This is a genomic window from Sinobaca sp. TMA16-18 (assembly GCF_059510535.1).
Genome location: NZ_JCAKFM010000004.1, coordinates 261,629 through 273,235 on the forward strand (window position 1 = coordinate 261,629; position 11,607 = coordinate 273,235).

12 protein-coding genes are annotated in these 11,607 nt (G+C 47.3%); 4 read left to right on the plus strand and 8 right to left on the minus strand.

The genetic code is table 11. The annotated features are described in order from the left end of the window. Positions 1 to 10 precede the first annotated feature (10 nt). The 5 genes from AC5W14_RS09705 to AC5W14_RS09725 all read right to left on the minus strand — a co-directional run bounded on the left by AC5W14_RS09705 (position 11) and on the right by AC5W14_RS09725 (position 4,976). Entirely contained in the window at positions 11 to 988 is a 978-nt protein-coding gene (locus AC5W14_RS09705; protein WP_496194248.1) for a ring-cleaving dioxygenase, read from the minus strand. Between the two features lie 106 nt (positions 989 to 1,094). Next, positions 1,095 to 2,390: an acetamidase/formamidase family protein gene (locus AC5W14_RS09710; RefSeq protein ID WP_496060226.1), complete on the minus strand. Its 1,296-nt coding sequence runs from the start codon at positions 2,388 to 2,390 to the stop codon at positions 1,095 to 1,097. A 172-nt stretch (positions 2,391 to 2,562) separates the two neighbouring features. Continuing rightward, positions 2,563 to 3,618: a polysaccharide deacetylase family protein gene (locus tag AC5W14_RS09715; protein WP_496194249.1), complete on the minus strand. Its 1,056-nt coding sequence runs from the start codon at positions 3,616 to 3,618 to the stop codon at positions 2,563 to 2,565. A 258-nt stretch (positions 3,619 to 3,876) separates the two neighbouring features. Continuing rightward, the gene (locus AC5W14_RS09720) at positions 3,877 to 4,443 is read right to left on the minus strand and encodes a DUF4256 domain-containing protein (protein WP_496194250.1); all 567 of its coding nucleotides are present in this window, start codon (positions 4,441 to 4,443) and stop codon (positions 3,877 to 3,879) included. Between the two features lie 47 nt (positions 4,444 to 4,490). After that, positions 4,491 to 4,976: a VOC family protein gene (locus AC5W14_RS09725; RefSeq protein WP_496194251.1), complete on the minus strand. Its 486-nt coding sequence runs from the start codon at positions 4,974 to 4,976 to the stop codon at positions 4,491 to 4,493. A 105-nt stretch (positions 4,977 to 5,081) separates the two neighbouring features. Here AC5W14_RS09725 and AC5W14_RS09730 point away from each other — a divergent pair, with 105 nt between their 5' ends. Both AC5W14_RS09730 and AC5W14_RS09735 read left to right on the plus strand, forming a co-directional pair. Next, positions 5,082 to 5,240, plus strand: coding sequence for a hypothetical protein (locus AC5W14_RS09730; RefSeq protein WP_496060222.1), 159 nt, complete (start codon positions 5,082 to 5,084; stop codon positions 5,238 to 5,240). 104 nt (positions 5,241 to 5,344) lie between these two features. Beyond that, the gene (locus AC5W14_RS09735; protein ID WP_496060221.1) at positions 5,345 to 5,704 is read left to right on the plus strand and encodes a SpoIIAA family protein; all 360 of its coding nucleotides are present in this window, start codon (positions 5,345 to 5,347) and stop codon (positions 5,702 to 5,704) included. Positions 5,705 to 5,747: 43 nt separating this feature from the next. On the opposite strand, the gene AC5W14_RS09740 is transcribed toward AC5W14_RS09735, so the two are convergent. Next, entirely contained in the window at positions 5,748 to 6,212 is a 465-nt protein-coding gene (locus AC5W14_RS09740) for an NUDIX domain-containing protein (RefSeq protein ID WP_496060220.1), read from the minus strand. 265 nt (positions 6,213 to 6,477) lie between these two features. On the opposite strand from AC5W14_RS09740, the gene AC5W14_RS09745 reads away from it, so the two are divergent. Next, positions 6,478 to 8,226, plus strand: coding sequence for an amidase (locus AC5W14_RS09745; RefSeq protein ID WP_496194252.1), 1,749 nt, complete (start codon positions 6,478 to 6,480; stop codon positions 8,224 to 8,226). A 29-nt stretch (positions 8,227 to 8,255) separates the two neighbouring features. On the opposite strand, the gene AC5W14_RS09750 is transcribed toward AC5W14_RS09745, so the two are convergent. Together AC5W14_RS09750 and AC5W14_RS09755 are read right to left on the minus strand one after the other, a co-directional pair. After that, positions 8,256 to 8,825: a flavodoxin family protein gene (locus tag AC5W14_RS09750; RefSeq protein WP_496060219.1), complete on the minus strand. Its 570-nt coding sequence runs from the start codon at positions 8,823 to 8,825 to the stop codon at positions 8,256 to 8,258. A gap of 260 nt (positions 8,826 to 9,085) precedes the next feature. Beyond that, positions 9,086 to 9,943: a YusW family protein gene (locus AC5W14_RS09755; RefSeq protein ID WP_496060218.1), complete on the minus strand. Its 858-nt coding sequence runs from the start codon at positions 9,941 to 9,943 to the stop codon at positions 9,086 to 9,088. 171 nt (positions 9,944 to 10,114) lie between these two features. Here AC5W14_RS09755 and cls point away from each other — a divergent pair, with 171 nt between their 5' ends. Then, complete coding sequence (cls, locus tag AC5W14_RS09760; protein WP_496194253.1) at positions 10,115 to 11,569, plus strand: cardiolipin synthase; 1,455 nt, start codon at positions 10,115 to 10,117, stop codon at positions 11,567 to 11,569. Positions 11,570 to 11,607: the final 38 nt, after the last annotated feature.

Consider the following 11,607-nt stretch of genomic DNA (forward strand, 5'->3'; position numbering starts at 1 on the left):
CTTTTTTTACTTATTCCTTTGTAAATTCTTTTGTGCTCCGTACAGTATCTATTGGACGCACCATTTTTTCGATGTCTTCCCGCTTTGGCTCAAGCATAGGCGGAAGTGACAGTTTTTCTCCAAGCGTTTCATACGGCTCGTCTCCCATGAAACCCGGGCCATCCGTCGCAAATTCAAATAAAATATCCGGTGCCACTCTTGTGTATAAGGATTCAAAGAAGTGACGGTTCACGTAGCCGGAGTGCTGAAAGCCAAACTGATCGAGTCTGCTGATCCACTCTTCGAGCATGGGCCGGTCATCGACGCGGAGAGCCGCATGATGGACGGTTCCATACCCCTGGCGGGCCGCAGGAAGAATTACATTGTATTCTACGATAATCTGGGCCCCGTTTCCGCCCTCCCCTGTTTCAAACAAGTGAAAAGCGCCGTCCTGCTCCGTTTCTCGGAACAACAACACCTTTTCCAGTACTTCTTTCATCTGTTTCACGTTATCCACTCTTACATAAATCGGACCAAGTCCGGTAATCGCATGTTCCAGAGGAACCGGTCCGTTCTGCCACGGTGTTCCTGCGGCCACCCCTTCATTCTGTTCATCGGAGACCAGCTCATACTGCTGGTCGTCAAAGTCTGTAAACGCCAATCTTCTTTTTCCGAAGCGCTCTTTTATGCCGTGATGTTTGACGTTCAGACGGTCAAACCGCTTTACCCAGTAATCGAGCGCCTGATCATCCGGCACCCGGAAGGAGGTTTTGGCAATTTCATTTGTCCCGTGCTGCCCTTTCGGAATTCCCGGGAAATCAAAAAACGTCATGTCTGTTCCGGCACTGCCTTTATCATCTGCGAAAAAAAGATGGTACGTCTTAATATCATCCTGGTTCACTGTCTTTTTCACGAGACGCATGCCAAGCACATACGTGAAAAACTCATAGTTTTTCTCTGCACTGCTCGTAATCGCAGTGACGTGGTGCATTCCTGTTAATTTTTTCATCAGTTTCAGCTCCTTGTTTATCTATCCGTTCTCTATAGTACCCTACCCGGTTTCTTCTTCCAACGAATCAGCCCTGACAAAAAAAGAAGCCCGGAGGCTCCTTTTTTCAGCTTCCATACCGTTCTTTGACAAGCGGCAGCAGGCCGTTCGTTTCCAGATAAGGACGTGGCGCCAAGAATGTTACCGTCACGACTCCCGGGTGGCGGCCGATTTCAATCGATCCCGTAATAGTCGAACGGTTCATCACTTCCGGCACTTCAATACCAAACAGTTTAGCGGCACGCTCCATGCCATTGGTTGTGGCTTCATTTAAGTCCGCGCCCGTGCCGACAAAGGAAATTGGATAGGATTCTTCCAGCTCTGCCACCCCCCATTCACGGCTTAGCGCCAGCGCTTCCTGTTTCTCCTGCTCGCTGAATGGCTTGGCCAGATAAGGAAGGTCTTCTGTGACCGGCAGCAGCACCGGTCCTTCAAGCGCCAGTCCTTTCATCACATGTACTTCGAGAGTAACGATGCCGGAGACGTCCGTCGTATGGCCGGCGATCTCGCCGTCTCCCTGCATCGCGTGCATGTCCCCTAAATATACGCCTCCACCCGGTACTTTTACCGGACAGATGACTACCGCTCCTTCACGCACCCGGTTAATATCCATATGGCCGTCGGTGCGCTCCTCGAGCTCTTCTTTTGTGACCGCAAACTCGTGTGGTGCCCCAATTAAAAACTGACCGAAATCGCCCGCGTTGTGGGAATCCGGCAGTGCCCGGGAAGGCGTGGTGCCAAGCTGGCCGAGAAACGGACGCAGCCGTGCCATCGCTCCTACCAGATCGTGGGGAGCAAACGTAACGACCGGATTCTGGATCGAGTTCTCCGGGGTGTTCATATATTCTTTGGCGCTGCCTGCAATCTTCTCAGCTGCTTCCTGAGGAAGCGTCAGCCCCATCGTTTTCTGCTGGTTAAATGCTATCGTATAGGCATTCGTAAATACGAATGGCGTAATATCTTCCCCGCACGTATTGCAGCGGACAGCCGTCTGGCCTATGCCATCAATCGTTGTCTCCGGATGCATTGTGCCGCACCCCGGACATTTCACCGCCACAAATGGATCTCCGACAAAACGGCCGTCCACCGGTTTATCGTTTCCGGAAGCCGTTGCTGCCGACGTTACTTCAATCGACTGGATCCGGATGACAATCGCATCACCTTCTTCTGCGCCCTCTACATAAACGGGCCTTGTTACTTCATGCCCGCCCCGCAGAGCCGGCGTAATCATCGGTCCCCAGCAGCCAGGCGCCGTATTGGCAATAATGTGCCCTCCATCTTTTACGATGTATTCCATTTCTCTTGCCGGATCCAGTACCCCATCTGTAAATGTATTAACATACACTGTCTGTTTTGCCTTCATCCCTACCCGCTCCTTCTGCCAAAAGTATATAATAATGAAAAGTAACTATCCTTACCTATTCGCTTTCTGCGGCACATAGTCCTTTTCTTTTACCCAAATCCATTTTGGAAAAAAGAAGCTCCCTTACAATAAACACAAAAATACCCTGTCCTTCAGAGGACAGGGCGTTTTATTATCTCGGTATAGTAAGAACCTGACCGACACGGATCACATTGCTGCTTCCAATCTTGTTGGCTGTTTTAATTTTAGTGACTGTTGTATCATATTTACGGGAGAGGCTGTAGAGGGTGTCTCCTGATTTAACGGTATATTTCACCGTAGTCGCTGGAGTCGTTGGAGCCGGTTTAGCAGGAGTGACTGCTTTGCCGGGAATCACAAGTTTCTGGCCGACGCGGATCACATTTGCATTGGTCAGCTTGTTCGCGCTTACGAGCTGGGAAACGCTCACTTTATACCGGTTGGCAATGCTGTACAGCGTGTCCCCGGCTTTCACGGTATAGGTGGTGCCTGTACCGGCAGGCGGAGTGGAAGCTTTTAATTTCAGCAGCTCGGACACGGTGACGAATTTATATCCCTTTGCTTTAAGCTGCTTGATGATCTCCGGCAGTGCTCCAGGAGTTCCGGAGGCACCTGCTCCGGTATGCATTAATACAATAGAGCCTGGTTGAATATTTTTTACGACACGGTTGGTAATATCTGTTTTGGAGTTACCCTTCCAGTCCACAGTGTCAATGTTCCAGTGGATAGTGTGGGTATACCCTGCATCTCCCACTGCTTTTAATACAGAGGAGTTGGTAGATCCAAATGGGGCGCGGAACAGCGGCTTTGTAGACTTGCCTGTTGTGTTCTTCACAATGGTTTCGGTACGACTGAGCTCATTTCTCATTTGAGCGGCGGTCAGCTTAGTGAAATCCGGATGAGTGTAGGAATGATTGGCCAGCTCATGCCCCTGAGCAGCTATATTGCGAATAGCCTGCGGATGATGATTCGTTCCTGATCCGGTCAGGAAAAAAGTAGATTTGATATTGTTCGCGGACAAAGTATTCAGAATTTCAGGAATATTAGTCCCGTCCGCTCCATCATCAAACGTTAACGCGACAACCTTGCTTGATGTGTTTCCTTTCGTCACATACTGAGAGCTGGCAGCATCACCGGGAGACGCAAACGAAAACAGGGTAACAAACAGCAGAAAGAACACCGCGGCGGCCTTCAACAGTTTGATCCACATGACCCTTCACCTCTTTTATTTTTTATGCTAAGGGGCATTAGCATATGTAAAAAAGGAGTATATACTTATATGTATTTTATAGTTCTATTATACTCCCGCTTGTTAATATATTGTATGTATATTTTGGTTTTTTTGTAATAAATATTTGCCCGAAAGACAGGCCGTTCCAGATACATTTACTGCCGGCATTTATGTAGGAAAATCCATAAAAAAAGAGCCCGCCTGTTATAGCTGAGCCCTAAAACTCCCCACATTTATTTATACTCTCAGGGAACCGCGGAAACCTCTTGCAGTATAATAGGAATCCGCTCCATTATGGTATACAAATACAGTGTCGTAGCGGCGGTCACAAAAGAGGGCCCCGCCGAGCTTTCTGATGGCGGCAGGTGTCTTTATCCAGCTCGATGTTTTTAAATCGACGTTCTCCAGGTGCTGCAGCTGCCGGTACTGCTCTTCTGTTAAAAGATTAATCCCCATAGCCTCTGCCATGTCGACCGCGCTGTTTTCCGGCTTGTACTTTTTCCTTGCCTCCAGTGCTTCGCGGTCATAGCATGTTTTTCTGCGGCCTTGCGGGCTTTCCTTTGCACAATCATAGAACATATACTCATTTGTCGTGCTGTCATAGCCGACTACATCGGGTTCGCCGCCTGTTTTTTCCATTTCATACAGCGCCCATAGTTTTTTTGCATCTGCTTCGAGCTTTGTTTCTACATCAGCCCATTTCATTTCCTCATGCCGGTTCATATGCTTCTCAAACCGGGCTTTCAGCGTTCCCATCAGTTCTTCGCGTTGTTCCAGTGATAACTCTTTCATTGTTTCCGTCATAGTAACCTCCCTTTGTGTTCATTCCCTGCTTGCCCAAGACGAAATGGTCAGGCCTGTTCATATGCCTGCTTTAATTCTGCAATATCTATTTTCTTCATTTGCAGCATCGCTTTCATGACCGCTTCTGCTTTATTCGTATTCTTATCCTGAAGCATTTCCGCCAGCACAGCCGGCACGACCTGCCAGGAGACTCCGTATTTATCCTGAATCCAGCCGCATTGATCTTCTCTGCCCTCCTTGGAAAAATAGTTCCAGTAGCGGTCTACTTCCTCCTGGCTGCCGCAGTCGATGACCATGGAAACAGCGGGAGTAAACGTATGGTAAGGCCCCCCGTTCAGCGCCATAAACTCCTGGCCTTCAAGCTCAAAAACAATAGTTAGTACGTCGCCGGTGTTACCGGGACTGCTATCATCGCGATAGCTCGTTTCTTTGATTTTACTATTATGGAAAATCTCCAAATAATAATGCGCCGCTTCCTCTGCCTGTCCGTCAAACCATAAGCAAGGAGTGATTTTTTGAGATGCTGTACTCATATCGGTACATACCTCCTTTCTTTTTATTATACTGCGGAAAGTCCCGTCTGTGGTCGAAATCCACTATTTCGTTTATGCTTAATGTATACGTAAAGGAGGGCTTTTATGACCACAAAGCCTTTTCAACTAAAGCTTGCCGTGATGATTGCGGGCATTGCCTGTGCTCTAATTTATTCCAATGTGCTGTATATTGCTGCGGTCTTCTTGATTAACGCCTGGATTGATATTTCTTTTTGGCGGAAACGAAAAAAGGCCGGCGGATAACCCGCTTTTTCCTCTTCTATAGTTGCTGTTTGCGCTGTTTTTGTTTATTCTTTACCAGATTCGGAAATACTAATAGATAGAATAAGATAGAAGGAGATTTTGCTATGTATACCCTGCTTTATACAGAGGACCCCTCTACGATCGCTGTAGAAATTGAAGGAACCGTAACAGAAGAAGATGCAGAACAGCTCGATGATCATGTGGAAGAACATTTTGGAAGCAGCAGCACGTTTAACGTGTTTGTTATATTTACCGAAGTCGATCGTGCTTCTTTGAAACAAATCGTGGAAGGAAGCACATTCAACCAAAAGCGCCGGGACCAGTTCGATAAGTTCGCTATTCTCAGCGACAAAACATGGCTGAAATTTGCGGCTAAAGCAGGCGGCCTGCTCCCCGGACTTTCCATGAAACATTTCGACAAAGATGATACCGATAAAGCCTGGACCTGGCTTCAAGAATCATAACGCGGAACCCCCTTCCTAAGGCAGGAAGGGGGTTCATTCGTCTTTAGAAAAACGATGCCGCGTGATCAAAATCAGCAAAAAGGGAATCCGGATAAGGAAGCACAAGCTGCGGAATCTCACAGGATGAATAGTAAGCAAGCGTTCCTGCTTCCAATGCTCCTGCATCAAGACGCCCTCCCCGTACGACGCATTCAAAACAAAGCATAACATATTCCACCTGATTACCATTTTCATATGTATGCCTGAAATCCTTTCCGGTAAACACTCCCTGCAGCTGAATTGGCTGGACGTTCAGGCCCGTTTCTTCCCACACTTTCCGAATTAATGTCTGAGAAGGCGTCTCCCCCGGCTCCATTGCTCCTGTAGGCAGGTCCCACTCCCCGTTTTCTGCCTGATGGAACAGGATATCATTATTTTCATTACGAATAACTGCCGCTGTACTCGGCATGTATATCAGCTCTGCCCCTACTTTAGCCCGCAGGCTCTCATAGTACTCCAATGCATCCATACGCGTTTCCCTCCATTTATTATTCCTTTTTCTACATTCCATATTCTTCAGCCTACTCCTTCTTTTTCATCATAATTAAATAAAAAGAAAGTAAATCCAAGTCAATAGATTTAAAAAATAAGTGGAATATCATACGCTTTATGGGCAGATATTAGTAAAAAGCTTGTCCGGTTTTCTAACAGCTTGCTTGTACTGTTTCGAATCCCGAAATAGGATGGAAAGGCAGGATGCTTTTACTTATTATACGAAAAGGAGACGTGATTTGATGAAAGAACCCGTTAACGTGTTTGCCAAAAAAGCCTCTCTTACCGCTTTAGCCGCTGCTTTTGGAGCTTCCATCGCTTTCAGTCCTCTTTCCACTGCCTCTGCAGAAGAAGCTTTTCCGCTTGAAGAAATTACTGCTGCTGAATTAAAGCAGGGCTTTGAATCCGGAGAATATTCCTCCGAAGAAGTCGTACAGTCCTACTTAGACCGAATCGCCATCTATGAAGATACGTACAATGCTTTTACCTTTATGAATACTGATGCGCTGGAGGAAGCAAAGAAAATAGACAGCATGCGTGAAAACGGGGAGCCTCTCGGGGAGCTTGCCGGTGTACCGGTAGTTATTAAAGAAGCCGTTGATGTAGAAGGGTTTCCCACTACTTTTGGATGGGCCCCTCTCAGTGAAGAGGCAGGAGGTATAGGTCTTGCTCCTACATCCGATGCCCCCATCATAGAAGACTTACAAGAAGCCGGCGCTATTATTATTGGAAAGACAAACATGCCCGCCTTCAGCGCCTCCGGTACGAATGCGTCCACCAGCTGGGCCGGGGATACGTTCAATGCTGTAGACCCTCGCCTCGCACCCGGCGGAAGCAGCAGCGGAACCGCTACTTCCGTTTCCGGTAACTTTGCGATGATGGGAATTGCGGAAGAAACCGGCGGTTCCATTCAAAACCCTGCCGCGGCCCAGTCTTTAGCAAGCGTTAAGCCTACCTTCGGCCTTGTACCGACTACAGGTGTAACACCGCTTGCCGGTGGAACACGCGATGTGCTCGGCCCTGTTTCCAGAACTGTAGAGGACGCCGCTTTAATGCTTGACGTTATTGCAGGAGAAAACGACGGTGATCCAAAAACGGAAGCCGCGGCCGGCAAGGTGCCGGAGGATGGGTATTCTGCTTCATTGAATGAGGACGCCCTTGAAGGAAAAAGAATAGGCCTGTACGGAGCCGAATGGCGTGAAGACGGAGAACTCAGCTCAGAAACGCAGGTGCTGTACGACCGTTCTGTCGCAGAACTCGAAGCCCAGGGAGCCGAAGTGATCAGCGATCCCTTTGAAGGAAGTGGATTCGCAGAATTCACCGAAGAAGCAGGCAATGTCGGCTACGATGCGTTTATTTACGACTTAAACAACTACCTGCAGGATCTGGACCCCGGCAATGAATCATTAAATGTACACGATGTATTTGAAAAAGCAGGGGAAGTGCCCTGGACAGAAGAAGGGCCGCTCAGTAATTTAGTAGAACGGGGCGTTGATTTTGAAGGCACCCTGAAAGACCCTGACACAATGCCGGACCAGAGTGAATTTGAGGATATTAAAGCAGAATATGTGCAGATTATAAACGACGTTATGGAAGAACAGGACCTGGACGGCTTCGTATACCCGCAGATGTCAGAAGAAATACCTGCTCTGGCTGATCAGGAAACCAATATTGAAGCTACCACAGTACCGGAAATAAATATCAGCGGCCTTCCGCTCGTAACCGTGCCGGCTGGTTATTATGAGAGCGGCTCTCCATTTTCTCTTGCATTTTTTGGAGAAAATTGGAGTGAAGCCGACCTGCTCGGCATGGCATACGATTATGAACAGGCCACTGATTACCGGGAAGCACCGGAACTAGATGTTCCGGAAGGCGGCGCCCTTCCGGAAACAGCCTCCCACTATGCAGCATGGATGATGAGCGGCTTTGCTGCGGCGGGACTTGGCGGTCTCCTCTGGATAAGAAACAGACGCCGGCACGCGAACGCCTAATGACAAACCCCTTGACCCGGAGCACCGGATCAAGGGGTTTTTTTATGAAGAGAAGGTATTGATTTGCTTTTTTCATTCAGCAGCCTGTTCAGCGCTTTGGCCTGTTTAATGGCCCCTTCATTTTTTTCAACATCTTCCGGCTGGCCTGCTTCGGCAATCAAATAGCCATTAAAGTCCATTTCTGCGGCCCGGCAGATATACTTAAACTGCTGTATGATCGGTAATGCTTTCTTATGAGGATAGTCTTTTCCTGTGATAATTAAATACAGCTGCTTTCCACGCATGGCCTTCATAAAGTGTCTGAAAGGATCTATTTCATCAACTATCGGCCACCTGTCGACAAAGGTTCTCATTAATTCGGACACTCCATAACAGTACATCGGAGTAGCAAGTACGAGCACATCGCTTTCAATCATTTGATCAATAATCCGATGATAGTCATCTTCTCCAGGAGACTGAAGTACTTGATCGCGGCTTTTCATATTATAATCTCTCAAATAAATTTCTGTTACATCCGGCTTTCCTTCAATTACATACTGTGTAAGCACTTCTATGTTTTCAAGTGGTGCTGCGCTTCCGTAAATTACACTGATTTTCAATACTTTTTCCTCCTTTTTTTACCCCTATGGTTATTCATGCATGTAGATGAGAAAACTTCTGTTTTTTCATCATTTTTATCTCTCTTTTCTTTATTTTACCATTTATTCGAATGTTTTGTGTAATTTTATCCATTTTTATGGGCATTTTTTCTTGTTGCAAAAATAATTATTAGTTCTTTAGTCTTTGTTTATCTTTTGCTCTTATTTTATACAGAAAAAAATCCTGCAGGATGGCTAATGCCGCCCTGCAGGACCTTTTTTTATTCTTTGTCATGCTTAAACTTCACGGATTCTCCATTTTCATATTCTACATCTATATCAAAATCCTGTACGTCTTCTTCATTCAGCCCGAGCTCATCAAGTACTTCCTGTTTCATCTCGTCGATCGAGCGATCCATCGTAATGGAAATGTTGTCCAGCAGTGCTTCAGCTTCCTCCACTGCTTCCTGCCCTTCTAATTCTCTTCCATCGCCCTGCTCTATTTCGGCTTCAGGCTCATCTGCTTCATAATCATATTCCCAGTTGTCTCCGTTTGTCAGATCGATGTCCATATCCAGCTCCCGTGCGGAACCAGGATCTCCTCCGCCCGCGGTTTCGTGATCAAATTCAATCGTCTCTCCACCATCATATTCAATTTCGAGATCCATGTCTTCGAGCTCATCTTCAGGCACATCCAGCGTCTCCAGTACTTCCTGTTTCATGTCCATCAGCGGGCGGTCGGTCGTGATATTGATTTGTCCAAGCAGTTCTTCAATTTCAGCTGCTGCCTCGGCTCCTAAAATAGTTTCTTCCCCATCCCGGTCGATTTCCATGTCTTCGCTGTCATCGCGCTCGTATTCATATTCCCATTCTTCATCATTTAAGAACTCAAGGTGAAGGTCAAACCAATATACCCCGGACGCCTGGCCTTCTGTTTCAGCCGCAGAGTCCACCTGTTCTGCTGACTCTTCCTGTTCCCCGGCTGCATCTTCCTGGCCTGCCTGGTCGTCTGCTTCTGATGCTTCCTCCTGGGCGCCCTGTTCTTCACTTCCTGACGATTCCTCTTCCATTTCTACGACTTCATCTCCGCAGGCCGCCAGTAGAAAAACGGCAGATAATCCTACAATTGCTTTTTTCATTTGAAATACCCCCTTTTGTTGTATAGGTGTATCGTATCTTTTCAAAATGAACCTGTCATGAGATGAAGATTAGAATTTGATGAGAAAAAAGAGTCCACGAATAATAGAACCACATCTGTTGTAAATATAATACAATATTAGTAAGAGATGATTCATAAAGGAGAAATGAGGATGGACTGGTTTTCCTGGAGTGTAAATATTCTTTTATTCATTAACCTCGCATTGGCTGTTTTTCTTATTTTTAACGAACGCCGCGATGCTGCGTCTACGTGGGCATGGCTGCTTATCCTATTTTTCCTTCCAATTATCGGCTTTCTATTGTACTTATTTCTCGGCCGGCAGATGAAACAGGAGAACTTCTACCGGCTGACCCAGGAGGAACAGGCCTATCACTCCGGCCATATTCAAACCCAGCTGCGTCAGCTTGATGACCCGGCACCCGGGGCGAAGCTGCAGGTCCACTCCAGCTCAAAGTACGATTCACTCGCTGCGATGAACCTTCGCGGAAGCAAAGCCCTGATCAGCTTTCATAACCGAATTTCCCTGCTTCATGACGGCAACCAGAAGTTCAATAAGATGATGGAGGATATGCAGCAGGCCCGGTCCGAGATTAATATTCAATACTTCATTATTAAGCGGGACCCGCTCGGGCGAAAGCTTCTTGACATTTTAACGGAAAAAGCCAGGGAAGGCGTGAAAGTCCGGATTCTCTATGACGGCATCGGCTCGATGCATTTGAAATCCTCCGATTTTGAAGAGCTCGCCTCCTATAAAGGGGAAGTCCGCGTCTTTTTCCCTTCACTGTTTAAGTATATTAACCTGCGGATTAACAACCGCAACCACCGTAAGCTATGTGTTATTGATGGAAAAGTCGGCTACATCGGCGGCTTTAATGTCGGCACGGAGTATCTTGGTGAAGCCGAGAAATTCGGCTACTGGCGCGACACGCACCTTCGTTTGGAAGGAGACGCTGTCTACCAGATCCAGGAGCGCTTTATCATGGACTGGCATTATGCCGGTTCGGGACGCCCGGATCCGGAGGAATGGTTTGAATTTGCGCCGCACGCGATCGAAGATACGGCGGCTGTGCAGATTGTTGCAAGCGGCCCGAACTCGCGGACGGAGCATTTAAAGAATGCGATGATTTATATGATCTTGAGGGCCGAACGGCGGATTTACATCCAGACCCCCTACTTTATTCCGGATCAGAGCTTTATCGATGCCTGCAAAATGGCACTTCTCTCCGGTGTGGAACTGCATATTATGATCCCCGGGAAAAAGGATCATCCTTTTGTAATGTGGGCTTCCTGGTCGTTTCTGGGAGAACTGCTTGAGTACGGAGCACAGGCTTATTTATATGACGGCGGGTTTCTTCACGCCAAAACCCTCGTTATTGACGGTGAAGCTTCTACCGTAGGAACGACTAACCTGGATGCCAGAAGCTTCCGCCTGAACTTTGAAGTGAATGCCGTTGTGTACAATAACAAGCTGGCGCTCGAACTGGAATCTTTATTTGAAACTGACGCGGCTCAGTGCCGTATGCTCACCAAAGAGGAATATCACAGGCGTGCCTGGCATATAAAAGCAAGAGAAGGATTTGCCCGGCTGCTGAGTCCTATTCTTTAGCTTGAACATAAAAACCTTTCACCCGCATAAAGGAGTGA

Coding starts and splice junctions, on each gene's coding strand:
- AC5W14_RS09740 (WP_496060220.1), bottom strand. CDS start 6,212: ATGGATGCATTGGAGTACTATGAGAGCCTGCGGGCTAAAGTAGGGGCA.
- AC5W14_RS09725 (WP_496194251.1), bottom strand. CDS start 4,976: ATGAGTACAGCATCTCAAAAAATCACTCCTTGCTTATGGTTTGACGGA.
- AC5W14_RS09705 (WP_496194248.1), bottom strand. CDS start 988: ATGAAAAAATTAACAGGAATGCACCACGTCACTGCGATTACGAGCAGT.
- AC5W14_RS09720 (WP_496194250.1), bottom strand. CDS start 4,443: ATGACGGAAACAATGAAAGAGTTATCACTGGAACAACGCGAAGAACTG.
- AC5W14_RS09755 (WP_496060218.1), bottom strand. CDS start 9,943: ATGAAAAAAGCAATTGTAGGATTATCTGCCGTTTTTCTACTGGCGGCC.
- AC5W14_RS09735 (WP_496060221.1), top strand. CDS start 5,345: ATGTATACCCTGCTTTATACAGAGGACCCCTCTACGATCGCTGTAGAA.
- AC5W14_RS09730 (WP_496060222.1), top strand. CDS start 5,082: ATGACCACAAAGCCTTTTCAACTAAAGCTTGCCGTGATGATTGCGGGC.
- AC5W14_RS09715 (WP_496194249.1), bottom strand. CDS start 3,618: ATGTGGATCAAACTGTTGAAGGCCGCCGCGGTGTTCTTTCTGCTGTTT.
- AC5W14_RS09710 (WP_496060226.1), bottom strand. CDS start 2,390: ATGAAGGCAAAACAGACAGTGTATGTTAATACATTTACAGATGGGGTA.
- cls (WP_496194253.1), top strand. CDS start 10,115: ATGGACTGGTTTTCCTGGAGTGTAAATATTCTTTTATTCATTAACCTC.
- AC5W14_RS09745 (WP_496194252.1), top strand. CDS start 6,478: ATGAAAGAACCCGTTAACGTGTTTGCCAAAAAAGCCTCTCTTACCGCT.